15 protein-coding genes are annotated in these 13334 nt (G+C 74.3%); 8 read left to right on the top strand and 7 right to left on the bottom strand.

The annotated features are described in order from the left end of the window. Together ACFI33_RS08435 and ACFI33_RS08430 are read right to left on the bottom strand one after the other, a co-directional pair. Positions 1–1077, bottom strand: a complete 1077-nt coding sequence (locus ACFI33_RS08435) for a polyprenyl synthetase family protein (protein ID WP_010079993.1) — start codon at positions 1075–1077, stop codon at positions 1–3. A gap of 161 nt (positions 1078–1238) precedes the next feature. Beyond that, on the bottom strand, positions 1239–1787 hold the full coding sequence (locus ACFI33_RS08430; protein ID WP_020626537.1) for a hypothetical protein: 549 nt from the start codon (positions 1785–1787) through the stop codon (positions 1239–1241). Positions 1788–1933: 146 nt separating this feature from the next. On the opposite strand from ACFI33_RS08430, the gene idi reads away from it, so the two are divergent. Continuing rightward, a complete protein-coding gene (gene idi / locus ACFI33_RS08425) occupies positions 1934–2563 on the top strand; it encodes an isopentenyl-diphosphate Delta-isomerase (RefSeq protein ID WP_020626536.1) in 630 nt (209 codons plus the stop codon). Positions 2564–2593: 30 nt separating this feature from the next. Here the strand turns inward: idi and trxA are convergent, their stop codons facing one another. Further along, positions 2594–3034, bottom strand: coding sequence for a thioredoxin (gene trxA / locus ACFI33_RS08420; RefSeq protein ID WP_051995255.1), 441 nt, complete (start codon positions 3032–3034; stop codon positions 2594–2596). Between the two features lie 212 nt (positions 3035–3246). Between trxA and aroQ the strand changes: the two genes are divergently transcribed. Both aroQ and ACFI33_RS08410 read left to right on the top strand, forming a co-directional pair. Then, complete coding sequence (aroQ, locus tag ACFI33_RS08415; protein ID WP_127435382.1) at positions 3247–3699, top strand: type II 3-dehydroquinate dehydratase; 453 nt, start codon at positions 3247–3249, stop codon at positions 3697–3699. Between the two features lie 96 nt (positions 3700–3795). After that, complete coding sequence (locus tag ACFI33_RS08410) at positions 3796–4278, top strand: pyridoxamine 5'-phosphate oxidase family protein (RefSeq protein WP_044659290.1); 483 nt, start codon at positions 3796–3798, stop codon at positions 4276–4278. A gap of 75 nt (positions 4279–4353) precedes the next feature. On the opposite strand, the gene rlmN is transcribed toward ACFI33_RS08410, so the two are convergent. Beyond that, positions 4354–5526, bottom strand: coding sequence for a dual-specificity RNA methyltransferase RlmN (gene rlmN, locus ACFI33_RS08405; RefSeq protein ID WP_459536903.1), 1173 nt, complete (start codon positions 5524–5526; stop codon positions 4354–4356). Positions 5527–5743: 217 nt separating this feature from the next. Next, complete coding sequence (locus tag ACFI33_RS08400) at positions 5744–6616, bottom strand: oxygenase MpaB family protein (protein ID WP_144879403.1); 873 nt, start codon at positions 6614–6616, stop codon at positions 5744–5746. Between the two features lie 345 nt (positions 6617–6961). Here ACFI33_RS08400 and ACFI33_RS08395 point away from each other — a divergent pair, with 345 nt between their 5' ends. After that, positions 6962–7234: a three-helix bundle dimerization domain-containing protein gene (locus ACFI33_RS08395; RefSeq protein WP_227448856.1), complete on the top strand. Its 273-nt coding sequence runs from the start codon at positions 6962–6964 to the stop codon at positions 7232–7234. A gap of 256 nt (positions 7235–7490) precedes the next feature. Here ACFI33_RS08395 and ACFI33_RS08390 read toward each other — a convergent pair whose 3' ends face one another. Further along, positions 7491–8735 (bottom strand): isochorismate synthase, encoded by a 1245-nt coding sequence (locus ACFI33_RS08390; RefSeq protein WP_095347741.1) that lies wholly within the window; start codon positions 8733–8735, stop codon positions 7491–7493. A 198-nt stretch (positions 8736–8933) separates the two neighbouring features. On the opposite strand from ACFI33_RS08390, the gene ACFI33_RS08385 reads away from it, so the two are divergent. The 4 genes from ACFI33_RS08385 to ACFI33_RS08370 are packed head-to-tail and all read left to right on the top strand — an operon-like array spanning position 8934 to position 12860. After that, on the top strand, positions 8934–9728 hold the full coding sequence (locus ACFI33_RS08385) for an arsenate-mycothiol transferase ArsC (protein WP_127435491.1): 795 nt from the start codon (positions 8934–8936) through the stop codon (positions 9726–9728). A gap of 10 nt (positions 9729–9738) precedes the next feature. Further along, a complete protein-coding gene (locus tag ACFI33_RS08380; protein WP_002856860.1) occupies positions 9739–10119 on the top strand; it encodes a metal-sensitive transcriptional regulator in 381 nt (126 codons plus the stop codon). A 41-nt stretch (positions 10120–10160) separates the two neighbouring features. Beyond that, positions 10161–10379 (top strand): heavy-metal-associated domain-containing protein, encoded by a 219-nt coding sequence (locus tag ACFI33_RS08375; RefSeq protein ID WP_098094125.1) that lies wholly within the window; start codon positions 10161–10163, stop codon positions 10377–10379. Positions 10380–10382: 3 nt separating this feature from the next. Further along, positions 10383–12860, top strand: coding sequence for a heavy metal translocating P-type ATPase (locus tag ACFI33_RS08370; RefSeq protein WP_206495874.1), 2478 nt, complete (start codon positions 10383–10385; stop codon positions 12858–12860). 52 nt (positions 12861–12912) lie between these two features. On the opposite strand, the gene ACFI33_RS08365 is transcribed toward ACFI33_RS08370, so the two are convergent. Then, positions 12913–13334: DUF4259 domain-containing protein (locus ACFI33_RS08365; RefSeq protein WP_240967234.1), on the bottom strand; the 422-nt coding region annotated here is incomplete at its 5' end.

The raw sequence follows: 13334 nt of genomic DNA, 5'->3' as shown, positions 1-13334 counted from the left end.
TCAGGACCTCCGGGTCAGCACGGCGTGGCAGGCGTCGGCGAACTCCGCCCGGACCGTCTCGTCCAGGGGCAGGGCCGCGATGCGCTCGCGGGCGCGGACGGTGAGCTCGGCGGCGACGTCGAGGGCGTGCTCCCGGGCACCGGCCGCCTCGAGGGCGCGGCGGGCGGCCTCGATGTCCGCGGGGGTGGCCGGGCCCGCGTCGAGCAGGGCGCGGACGGCGGGGATGCGGCGGCCGTGGGCGGTGAGCACGGTGGCCTTGCCCTCGCGCAGGTCGCCGTCGGCGGACTTGCCGGTCTCCCCGGGATCGCCGAACACGCCGAGGACGTCGTCGATCACCTGGTAGGCGGCGCCGAGGTCGGCGCCGGCCTCGCCCATCGCCCGGGCGAGGTCGGGATCCGCCCCGGCCAGGAGGGCGCCGGCGCGCAGGGGCGCGCCGACCGTGTAGTGCGCCGTCTTGAGCCGTTGCATGGCGAGGATGCGGTCGGGATCGGGCTCCTCACCGGTGTGGCGGGACAGCCCCAGGAGCACGTCCTCGAGCTCGCCGGCCGCAGTCACGGCGGCGGCGTCGAAGACGACGGCGGCGGCCTCGGCGGCCCGGGCGGTGTCGGCGGCACAGGTGGCGGCGAGCCGGAACGCCTGGGTGAGCAGGACGTCCCCCGCGATGAGGGCGACGGCGACCCCGGCGTGGGCGGCGTCCGCGGCGGGCACCCCGCGGGCCTCGAGGCGGTGCCGGGCGGAGGCGTGCACGGCGGGCTGGCCGCGCCGCAGCACGTCCCGATCGATGACGTCGTCGTGGACGAGCAGCGCGGTGTGCAGCAGTTCGAAGGCGGCCCCGAGTCGGTCGACGGCAGCGCGGCCGGACGGAGGGACCGGGTCGGCGGTCGCCAGGCGCCAGCCGAGCTCGACGAGACGGGGGCGGATGAGCTTGCCGGCGCCCACATGGACGTGGAGCGAGTCGAGCAGCTCGGCGAAGGCGGCGGATCCGGGTGCCTGGGCCGCGGCATGTCGGAGCGCGGCGTCCAGCTCGGCGGTCACCCCGGAGAGCGCGGCCTCGCCGCCCGTCCTCGCTTCACCCATGGCGCCTCCTCGGTGGCGGACACGACGCGGCACCGACCGCCGCATCTGTTCGACCGTCTAACTTCTGGACGCAGAAGACACTACGGGCCTCGCCGGTCCCGCGTCCATGCGCGGCGGTCCCGGGCGGCGCGATCTCACGACGCACGGGGCCGCCGTCGGGATCAGGCGTCGGCGGACGCCGTCTCCAGGGTGATCTCCGGGTCCACGATCTGACCCTCCCACTCACCGGAGACCCCGTACACGACGCAGTGCTTCTCGTCGGTGCCGTAGTTGCCCAGCTCGGAGGAGGTCAGGACGGCCCCGTTCAGCTGGTCCTCCTTCTCCTCGCTCAGGCGCTGGGCCTGGGCGGTGCAGGTCTGGGCGGCGGCCGGGTCGGCCTCCTCGCCCTCGGCCACGGCCGGCACGGCCCACAGGTACTCCGCGGTGTGGGCGCCCTCGCAGTCGGTGGTCTCGAAGGAGGACAGGTCACGGGCGCCGAGCGGGGCGGTGAAGCACGTGCCGGCCTCGTAGTCGGCCGGGGCCGCGGACAGCGACGACGCCGAGGCGGACGACGACTCCGCACCCTGCGCGGACGCGGAGGCGGGCGCCGTCGTCGAGGCGGACGCGTCGGCGTCGGACGAGTCCTGACCGCCGCACGCGGTGAGGGCCAGCAGCGCGGCAGCGGACAGGCCGGCAAGACGGGCGGAACGGGACAGGGCGGCGAAGGCCATGGGGGTGCTCTCCTCGAGTGACGTGGGACGCGCCGGGGTGTGGCGCCGACCTCAGCACTCTAGCCACGCCCGGCCATCAGGATCGGGCCGGGGTGACATGGCCCACATCTGATGGGCGGCCCGGCTCGCCTGCCACACTGAGAGGCATGCAGACCCCGGCCACGCCCTCCCCGCACGACCACCCCTCCCCCGTCGCCCGACCGTGGATGGCGGCCTCGGACGTCCCGGTCGCAGGCCCCGACGACGTCGAGCGCGTGGTCCTGCTGTCCCCGGCGGGCGAGGCCGTGGGCACGGAGGCCAAGGCCACGGTCCACCGCCGCACCGAGGACGGCGGCACGCCCCTGCACCTGGCCTTCTCCTGTCACGTGTACGACGAGGCCGACCGGTTCCTGCTCACCCGCCGGGCGCTGGGCAAGGCGGCGTTCCCCGGGGTGTGGACCAACGGGTTCTGCGGGCACCCCGGCCCCGGCGAGTCCCCCGCGGAGGCCGTGCTGCGCCGCGCCCCGCAGGAGCTGGGCGTGGAGGTGTCCGACGTCGTCGAGGTGCTCCCCGACTTCCGCTACCGGGCCGCGGACGCCTCCGGCATGGAGGAGCACGAGATCTGCCCGGTGTTCCGGGCCCGGATGCACGGCGACCCCGCCCCGGAGCGGGACGAGGTCGCGGAGTGGTGCTGGGTGGAGCCGGCCGATCTGGCCGCCGCCCTGGCCGCCGTCCCCCGGGCGTTCAGCCCGTGGCTCGTGGAGCAGTGGCAGCAGGGGGCGTTCGACCCGCGGTGAGCGGCCGGCGCGGCGACGCCGCGCGGGCCGTCAGCGGCCGTTGACGTCGTCGAGGTGGGCGGCGGTGGACTGCACGGCCTCGTCCTGCCCCGGCTCGGCGTCGCCCTGCTGGCCCTGCTGCTCCTCGGCCAGGCGGCGGACCTCTGCGATGTCGAGGCCCTTGACCTGGTCGAGCAGCTGCTCGAGCGCGGTGCCCGGCAGGGCGCCGGCCTGGGAGAACACGAGCACGCCGCCGCGGAAGGCCATGAGCGTGGGGATGGAGGTGATGCCGGCCATCGCCGCCAGCTGCTGCTGGTCCTCCGTGTCGACCTTGGCGAACACGACGTCGTCGTGCTTCTCCGAGGCGGCCTCGAACACGGGGGCGAACTGGCGGCACGGGCCGCACCAGCCGGCCCAGAAGTCCACGAGCACGGTGTCGTTCTCGGCGACGGTGGAGCCGAACTCCTCGAGGGTCAGGTCCTTGGTGGCCACGGTGGGTCCTTTCGTCAGCGGGGCCGACGCGCTCACGCCGGCGATCGTCCTGCCGACCACAACGGACACCCCGCCGCACCTATTCCGCCCCACCCCGCTTTCGTTCGGGAAACGGCGGCGTGTCCCGGCACTTTCGTTCGGGAAACGGGCGCCTTCCACGCACTGTCGTGGCCGAGACGGGAGCCGTCGTCGTCGCTTCCTAGACTGACCGCATGACCGCCACTACCGCCCTGCCCCTGCTCGTGCTCAACGGCCCCAACCTGAACCTGCTCGGCACCCGCGAGCCCGAGGTCTACGGCACGGCCACCCTCGACGACGTCCGTGCGCTCACCGAGGCCCGCGCGGCCGAGCACGGGCTGACCGTGGACTTCCGACAGTCCAACCACGAGGGCGAGCTCATCGACTGGATCCAGGAGGCCCGCACCTCCCACGCTGGCGTCCTCATCAACCCCGCCGGGTACTCGCACACCTCCATCGCGATCCGCGACGCCCTCGCCGCCGTCGACCGGCCGATCGCCGAGGTGCACATCTCCAACGTCCACCGGCGCGAGGCGTTCCGGCACCACTCGCACGTCTCCGCCGTCGCCGACGTCGTGATCGCCGGGGCGGGCGTCCAGGGCTACGCCCTCGCCGTCGACTGGCTCGCCGCGGCTGTGCGCCGCTGAGCGCTGGTCAGGACCCGCCTGGCCGTGCCTAGGGTCGGTGGTACGAGCCGGTGGCCACATCAGGGCGCCGGCACCCGACGACGAAGGAGTCACGCCATGGGCACCCAGGATCCCCGCGCCCGTCTGCTCGAGAAGCTCGCGAAGGTGAACGTCTGCATGCTGACCACCGCTGAGCGGGACGGCACGCTCGTCACCCGCCCGATGGGCCTGCAACAGGCCGAGGACGGCGGCACGCTCTGGTTCCTCACGCGCGCCACCTCCGACGTCGCCGCGGACGCTCCGCAGCGCCCGGTCAACGTCGCCGTGCAGGACAAGGACTTCTGGGCCTCCCTCGCGGGCCACGGTCAGCTCGTCCGCGACGACGCGCGCAAGAAGGAGTTCTGGAACCCGGCCACCGAGGCCTTCTTCGGTGAGGGCTCGAGCCCCGAGGATCCGCAGATCGTGCTCGTGCGCGTGGACGTGCAGACCGCCCAGTTCTGGGAGTCCCCGGGCGCGGTGGCCACCGCCGTCGAGCTGGTCAAGGCCAAGGTCACCGGCGGGACCGCCGAGCCGGGCGACAGCGAGACCGTCCGCTTCTGACGGCGCTCCCCGACGCCGGCCCCGCGGCTTGCCCGAGGACGGGCCGGTGGGCGCCGCGCGCGGGGCCTCGGCAGGTCAGTCGACGTCCTCGGCCGCCAGCTGGCCGCATGCGCCGTCGATCTCCTTGCCACGGGTGTCGCGCAGGGTGGTGGGGATGCCGGCGGCGTTGAGCCGGTCCACGAACTCGCGCGTCACGTCCTTCTCCGAGGCGGTCCAGATGGAGCCCGGCGTCGGGTTCAGCGGGATCGGGTTCACGTGCACCCAGCCCTTGCCCCGGGCGTTGAGCTTCTTGGCCAGCAGGTCGGCGCGCCACGCGTGGTCATTCATGTCCTTGATGAGCGCGTACTCGATGGACACCCTGCGCCCGGTGGCCACGAAGTAGTCGTACGCGGCGTCGATCGCCTCGTCCGCCTTCCAGCGTGAGTTCACGGGGATCAGCTCGTCGCGCAGCTCGTCGTCCGGCGCGTGCAGGGACAGCGCGAACGTCAGCGGCACGCCCTCCTCGGCCAGCTTCCGGATGGCCGGCACCAGGCCCACAGTGGACAGCGTGATGTTCCGCGCGGACATGCCCAGACCCTCGGGCGAGGGGTCCACCATGCGGTGCACGGCGGCCATCACGCGCTTGTAGTTGGCCAGGGGCTCACCCATGCCCATGAACACGACGTTGGTGACGCGGTCGGCGTCGTGCCCGCCGTCCTTGCGCTTGCCGCCCAGTCCGCCCTGGGCGATCACCTGGTTGGCCAGCACGATCTGCTCCACGATCTCCGCCGTGGACATGTTGCGGGTCAGCCCGGCCTGGCCCGTGGCGCAGAACGGGCAGTTCATCCCGCAGCCGGCCTGGCTGGACACGCACAGCGTCACGCGGCCGGGGTACCGCATGAGCACGGACTCCACGAGCGCGCCGTCGAACAGCCGCCACAGGAACTTGACGGTGTCCCCGCGGTCGGTCTCCATGCGCCGGACCTCGGTGAGCAGCGGCGGGAAGAACGCCTCCGCGATCGCCTCCCGCTTGTCCTTGGGCAGGTCCGTCATCTGCTCCGGATCGGTGGTGTAGTGCTCGAAGTAGTGCACCGAGAGCTGCTTGGCGCGGAACGCCGGCAGCCCGATCTCCTTGGCCTTCTCCTGCCGTTCCTTCAGCGTGAGGTCGGCCAGGTGGGTGGGCGGCTGGGAGACGCGCGGCTGCTTGAACTGCAGCTGCGGTCGGCCGTCCGGGCCCATCGGCTGGGTCCAGCCCTCGGTCTTCGGCATCACCTGGGGGCGCTCGGCGGTGGCGGCCTCGCGGCGCTTGGGCGCGGAGAGCTGGTGGCCGACGCCGGCGCGGCGCATGCGCTCTCGGTCCTCGGCGAGCTGGCGCGCCTCGGACTCGTCGATCAGGCCGCGCTCGGGGCGGCCGAGGGCCGGCTTGCCGGCGCGGTCCCTCTGGCGGTTCGGGGTGGGCTTCGATCCGGGGCGGCGGGGCTGGTAGTCAGACATCGGCACCATTCTCCCAGACGGGGCGGACATCGCGGCGGGTCGCCTCCGCGACGACGGCGCCACGCGGCTCCCGCGTCCGGGGCAGCCCCCGCAGGACCCAGCCCACGACGACGCCGCGCACCGTCGCCGGCAGCGGCCGGTACAGGGTGCGCGCCAGCCCCCAGAGGCATGCCTCCCGGACGGAGTCCCGCCCGGTCCAGGACCAGCCGAGGCCGGCGCGCACGCGGCCTGGGAGGAGACCGGCGGTGACGAACCGGGCCAGGGGCATAGCCGCCCGCAGCGGCGCGGGGACGCCCTGGCCGGAGAACAGGTCGGCGGCGACCCGCCGCGCGTCGTCCGTGACCTCGAGCCGGGCCACCCGGTCGTCCCAGTAGTCCGCAAACGCCGCGCGGTCGACCGGCCAGGCGGAGGCGGGGACCTCGAGGCTCGTGGCGAGCGGGGCGTACCCGCGGTAGAGGCGGTCGGCGTCCTCGGCGTCGAGGGCGCCCCACATCCGGCGGCGCACCTGCTCCCCCATCGCATAGAGGGTGGCGGCCACCCAGAGCTGGGCGTCCGGGTCGGCGGCGTCGTAGGGGTGGCCTCCGGCGTCGAGCCCGCGGACCGGGCGGTGCGCCGCCCGCACCCGGTCGACGACCGCGTCGCGCAACGGCGCGGCCTCGGGGAGGGTGACCGCGTAGATGTAGGCGAGCGTGTGGCGGAGCCGGCGCATCGGGTCCTCGGTGAACCGGGAGTGGACGGCGACGCCGGCCCCCACCGGCCGGTGCGCCACCTGGAGCAGGATCGCCGCGCCGGCGCCGGCGAGGATCACGGTCTCGCGGGCGAGGGCGGCCGCGGAGGTCGGGGCGGAGTGGCGGGCGGGACGCATGGTCCTAGCCTCGCACCGGGCCGGGCGGAGGGGCAGGGGGCGAAGATGAACGGTGCTGTTCACCTTTTGTTCACCTTGCCGTCCGCCTGCCGCCCGTGGCACCTCGACCCGAAAACTGCATGATTGCGCCGATTTCGCGCCATGCAGGCATGCACGACAGGGTGTCACAGGTCACGTTGGTGAACACGGAGTTGCACTCTGGGAGGAAATCTGTAAACTTGTTCACAAGCAGTTCACCTAGCGTTTACGGAACGCGAGGTCGGGACTCCACCGAACTCATCACCCGCGGCCCCGCCGCGACGATCCGCCGGACTCGTGGTCCGGCAACCGAAGGAGGTGCTCACCGTGAGCATCAACACGACCAGCCACCACCTGCCCACCGCCCCGAGCCCCCTCATGCAGCGCCACGTGCTCCAGCGCGTCGAGGAGACCCTCCTCCGCCGCTTCGAGGGCACCGTCACCGCCGAGACCGTCCGCTCGGTCGTCCGCGAGGTCGTCGCCGACCTCAAGCGCGGCGCCCGCATCACCACCTTCCTGCCGGCCCTCGCCGAGCGCGAGGCCACCCGCCGCCTCCAGGCCGCGACGCCGGCCCACGAGGCGATGGCCGTCGCCGCCTGATCCCCCACACCGACGCGAAGACCCGTCGGCCCGCCCCGCGAGGGGCCGTGGCCGGCGGGTCTTCTCGCCTCCCCGGACGCTTTCGTTCGAGAAACGGCGTCACCGCTCCTTGCTGATGCGGCCATCCGGCACCTCCGCTCCTGGACGCCGTTCCATCGCCGCCCACGCGAATCCGGCGTGCGACGCCGTTTCCCGAACGAAAGCACCGCGACACGCCGCCATTTCCCGAACGAAAGCGCGACCGGCACGGGAGGCCTCAGTCCTCGGCGACGCCCAGCGCTCGGCGCATCGGCAGGAACTTGGCCCGGATCTCCGTGACCTCCTCCTCGGGCACCGCTCCCGGGACCATCCCGCCCCCGGCCTGCAGCCGCACCCCGCCGGGCACCTGCTGGCCACAGCGCAGCGCCAGGGCGATCTCGCCGTCGCCGTCCTGGTCGAGCCACCCGACCGGGCCCGCATAGCGGCCGCGGTCCACGGGCTCGACCTCCGCGATCACCCTCACCGCGTCCGGCGTGGGGGTCCCGCCGACGGCCGCCGTCGGATGCAGCGCGGCCACCACGTCCAGCACGGTCCCCCGCCCATCCCGCAGCCGGCCGCGCACGGACGTGGCCAGGTGGTGCACGTTCGGCAGGGTCAGGACGGTGGGCGCGGGGTCGTCATCGGCGAGGTCGACGACGGGCGCCAGCGCGTCCAGCACCGACCGCGCCGCCCAGCGATGCTCCTCCGCCAGCCGCGGATCACAGGCCAGACGCTCCCGCAGCGCGGCGTCCTCCTCCTCGTCCGCGCCGCGCGGCATGGACCCCGCCAGCACCCGCGAGCCCACGAGCCCCGCGTGCCGCGTGGCGAGGACCTCGGGCGTGGCGCCCAGCAGCCCGCCGACGGCGAACACCCAGGTCTGCGGGTACTCGCGGCGCAGGGCCCCGATCGCCCGCCACAGGTCGGCGTCGTCCGCGGGGACGGTCATCGTGCGGCTGATCACGACCTTCGCCAGCTCCCCGCCCGAGTCGGCCATCCGCGTCAGCAGCTCGCGCACCCCGGCCGCGTAGCCGGCGTCGTCCCAGGCACGGTCGGCGACGTCGGCGGGCAGGGGCACCGCGCCGTCGGCCAGCAGCCGGGCTCCACGGTCCGCGGCGACGGCGGCTGCGAGCGCGTCCGCGTCCATGTGCTGGGCCACGTCCCGCACGCCGGACGGCGTGGCGCGGCGCAGATCCGCGGGGATGCGCAGGACCGCGGGCTCGGGCGAGTCGTCGGCGAAGGTCGAGGAGATCCAGCCCCGCAGCGGGGCCGTCGGGTCCGGTCGCCCGGCGACGGCGGCCTGCCACAGCGCGGAGAGCCGGCGGAGCCGGTCGGTGCCGTCCAGGAGCACGGTCCAGCCGCCCTCGCCCCGCCACGCGTCGTCCCCGTGCGCCCACAGCACCGCCCGGGCGAACGGGGGGACGGCGGCCTCGGGGGTCCCGGTCGCGGGGGTGCCGAGGTCCGGGAGCAGGGAGCGGACAGACATGGCCCCCATTCTCTCCCACCTCGGCGGACCCCCGCTCCGGGCCCGGGCGTCGGCCACCGCCCCGACGACGGCGGCGAGCAGCGTCGTCGGGCGCGGAGGGATCCCGTCAAGGCTTGCGCCGGCACACCCGACGTCGCAGGGTGGGGGCACCCGTTCACCTCGCGTTCAGCCGACCGCCTTCCCCGGAGGACTCGCATCATGGCCCCCATCCCCCCGGACCCCCACGCCGATCACGCACCGGCGGTGGACGACATGCCGCTGGACACGACGGCCGCGCCGGACACCCTCGCCCCGGTGGACCCCGTGCCGCACGGGATGGCCGCGCACGTGCTGGAGCGCGAGGTCCGGCCGCTGATGGCGCGCTTCCCCGGCGTGGCCGACGAGGCGACGGCGCGTCAGGTCCTGTTCGACTCCTACGCCGAGCTCGCCGCGACGAGCCGCCACCCGGAGATGCTGCCGACCATCTCGGTGCAGCATGCCGCCTCGCGCCTGCGCGCCAGGGCGATCAACCAGGGCAGCATCGAGTCCCGCCACCCGCGTGTGCTGTTCGTCTGCCACGGCAACGCCGGCCGCTCGCAGATGGCCGCGGCCCTGCTCGAGAACCGCACCCACGGCGAGGTCAGGGCCCGCTCGGCCGGCACGGAGCCCGCCGGCGAGGTCATCTCCACCGCGTTCGAGGCGATGAACGAGATCGGCATCCCGCTGCACCACACGTACACCAAGGGCCTGGACCCGGACGTGCTCCGGGCCGCCGAGATCGTGGTGCTCTTCGACGGCGCGGATCCGTTCGAGATCCCCGAGGGCGCGCAGGTGCAGAAGTGGTCCGTGCCGTCGATCCGCGGCATGAGCCTCGAGCAGGTGCGCGGCGTGCGCGACGCCCTGGACCTGGAGGTCCGCGGCCTGATCGCCGATCTGGGCGAAGCCGCCACCCCGCTGCCGGAGGAGGGCACCCGCGTCGGCCGACCCCTTGACCTATACCCCCCTGGGGTATAGAACAGGGGGTATGAGCACGGACAGCACGACGACGGCGCCCGCCGCCGCCTCGCCCCTTCCGTCCGCCGCGGCGGACGCCTGCGACGGCCACCGGCCCCCGCACGAGGTGCACCGGGACAAGGCGAAGCACCTCGCTCGACTGCGCCGCATCGAGGGGCAGGTGCGCGGCCTCCACCGCATGGTGGACGAGGACGTGTACTGCATCGACGTCCTCACGCAGGTCGCCGCCGTCACGAAGGCGCTGCAGTCCCTCAGCCTGAACCTCACCTCGGAGCACCTGCGTCACTGCGTGGCGGAGGCCGCGGTGCAGGCCGAGGCGGAAGGCCGCACCGAGCTCATCGACGAGAAGGTCGCCGAGGCGACGGCCGCCCTCGGCCGCCTGCTGCGCTGACCGGCGCCGTCGCCCACCCACCACCGCACGAGGAGCACGAGATGACCACCACCGACCTGAAGATCACCGGCATGACTTGCGGCCACTGCGTCGCCTCCGTCCAGGAGGAGCTCGGCGAGATCGCCGGCGTCTCCGCCGTGGACGTGGACCTGAACTCCGGTGGCGTCTCCACCGCCACCGTCACCTCCGAGGCCCCCCTCGACCCCGCCGCCGCGCGCGCCGCCGTCGAGGAGGCCGGCTACACGCTGGTGGGGGCCTGACCCATGACCCACCCCGCCTCCTCCACCCCGGCCGGCCCGCAAACCGAGACCACCCGCCGCGTCGACCTGGACGTCACCGGCATGACCTGCGCCTCGTGCGTGGGTCGCGTCGAGCGCAAGCTGGGCAAGCTCGAGGGCGTCACGGCGTCCGTGAACCTGCCGCTCGAACAGGCCACCGTCACCGCGCCCGCCGGCGTGTCGGACGAGGAGCTCGTGGCCGCCGTCGAGAAGGCCGGGTACGGCGCCACGGTGCGCCGTCCCGCCCCGCCGGCCGGCCAGGCCGGGCACGCGGGACACGCGGGACACGCCGGGCACGCGCACACCTCCGACCACGGCGAGGGCCACGCCGCGGACCATGACGGCGTGGACCACCACGACCACATGGCCCACGGTCCGAGTGAGGACGTGCTCACGCCGCGCCTGATCGGCGCGGCGGTGCTGACGGTGCCGCTCGTGTTGATCTCCATGGTCCCGGCGCTGCAGTTCCCGCACTGGGGCTGGGTCGCGTTCGCCCTGGCGGCGCCCGTGGCGCTGTGGGCGGCGTGGCCGTTCCACTCGGCGGCGTTCCGCGCGGCCCGGCACGGCTCGTCCACGATGGACACCCTCGTGTCCGTGGGCGTGCTCGTCTCCTTCGTGTACTCGGCCGTGGAGCTGATCCTGGCGCCGGACATGACCGCCCACGTGGGCGGGACCATGGCGGAGATGGCCCACCACAGCCTGTACTTCGAGACGGCCGCGGTCATCACCACGTTCCTGCTGCTGGGCCGCTGGCTCGAGGCCCGCGCCAAGCGTGAGGCCGGCGCCGCGCTGCGCGCCCTCCTGGACCTGGGCGCGGCCCAGGCCACCCTCTACGACCCCGAGACCCACGCCGAGCGCACGGTGCCCGCCGAGTCCCTCGCGCCGGGCGACGTCGTGCTGATCCGCCCCGGCGAGAAGGTGCCCACGGACGCCGAGGTGCTCGAGGGCACCTCGGCCGTGGACGCTTCCCTGCTCACCGGCGAGTCCGTGCCCGTGGAGGTCGGCCCCGGGGACGCCCTCACCGGCGCCACCCTGAACACCTCGGGCCGGCTCGTGGCCCGCGCGACGCGGGTCGGCTCGGACACGACGCTCGCCCAGATGGGGCGGCTCGTCTCCGAGGCGCAGACCGGCAAGGCGCGCGTGGCCCGGTTGGCCGACCGCATCTCCGCCGTGTTCGTGCCGATCGTGCTCGGGATCGCCGTGCTGACCTTCGCGGTGTGGATGATCGTGACCGGCGACCTGCCGTCCGCGCTGCGCGCCGGCGTGGCCGTGCTCGTGATCGCGTGCCCGTGCGCCCTCGGCCTGGCGACCCCGGTCGGCCTGCTGGCCGGCACCGGCCGCGCCGCGCAGCTGGGCATCCTCATCCGCGGCCCCGAGGTGCTCGAGGACTCGCGCACCGTGGACACGATCGTGCTGGACAAGACCGGCACCGTGACCGAGGGCCGCATGGCGCTGGCGGACGTGCTCGTCCTCGACCCCGCTTTCGTGGCCGAAACGGGCGCCTCCCGGAGCGCTTTCGTTGACGAAACGGCGCCGGACCAGGCCGCCGACGTCCTGCTGACCCTGGCGGCCGCCGTCGAGCGCGGGTCCGAGCACCCGATCGCCCGCGCGATCGTGGCCGGCGCCGAGGAGCGCGGCCTGACCGTGCCCGGCGTGGCGGACTTCGCCTCCACGGCCGGCGGCGGCGTGTCCGGGCTGGTCGCCCTCCCCCACGACGACGGCGCCCTCGGCTCCGGCGCGCACGGCGCCGCCGGCCCGGATCCGGTCCGCGTGGCCGTCGGCCGCGGCTCCGTCCTCGAGACCGCCCTCGACGGCGGCATCCCCGCCGAGCACCGTGCCGCGTTCGAGGCGGCGGAGCAGGCCGGCGCCACGGCCGTGTGGGTCGCGGTCGGCGGCCGCGTGGCGGGCGTCCTGTCCGTGCGGGACACCGTGAAGGAGACCTCGGCGGACGCCATCGCCCGGCTCAAGGAGCTCGGCCTGCGCCCGCTGCTGGTGACCGGGGACAACGCCGCCGTCGCCACCCAGGTGGCGGCCGCCGTCGGGATCCCGGCCGAGGACGTGGTGGCCGGCGTGCGCCCCGAGGACAAGGTGGACGTGGTCCGCCGGCTCCAGTCCGAGGGTCACGTGGTGGCCATGGTCGGCGACGGCGTCAACGACGCCCCGGCCCTGGCTGCCGCGGACATGGGCATCGCGATGGGCTCCGGCACGGACGTGGCCCGCGAGGCCGCGCAGATCACCGTGATGGGCGACGACCTGCACCAGGTGGTCCAGGCGCTCGACCTGAGCCGCCGCACGCTGGGGATCATCCGGATGAACCTGTTCTGGGCGTTCGCCTACAACGTGCTCGGCATCCCGGTCGCGGCCCTGGGCCTGCTCAACCCGATGATCGCCGGCGGCGCGATGGCGGCCTCGAGCGTGCTCGTGGTGCTGAACTCGCTGCGGCTCACCCGCTACGCGCGGTGAGCCGGGGCGGGGCCGGCCGAGCCGGGTCCACCCCGGCCGGCCGGCCGGCCGGTCAGGGCAGGCATTCGCGGGAGTACTCGAGCCACTGCTCGAGCTCCCCGGACTCCTCCCAGAGCTGGTAGAGCTCGGAGCAGGAGGGCTCGCGGATGACCACGCCGATCAGCTCGCGCAGGGTCTCGATGTCCTCGTCCGAGAACTGGCCGATGAAGGCGGTGAGGTCCACCTCGTCCGCCTCCGCGTGCTCGAGCAGGGCCTCGAGGTCCGCGTGGTCCTCGTTCCGAGCGATCCGCACGAGCGCCCCGAGGGTGAGGAGTGCGGCGCCCTGGCTCGCGGTCAGGTAGCCCTCGTCCTCGTCGCGACGGAAGTTCCTGCGGAACTCGTCGAGGTCGAAGGTACCGTCGAGGACCTCGTCCACGATGTCCAGCGCCGTGTCGTTCTGGAAGACGTTTCTGCCCCATGCGCCCATGACCTGAC

Source organism: Micrococcus sp. PSi08 (genome assembly GCF_054960655.1).
This window is presented reverse-complemented; position numbering and strand designations above follow the sequence as displayed.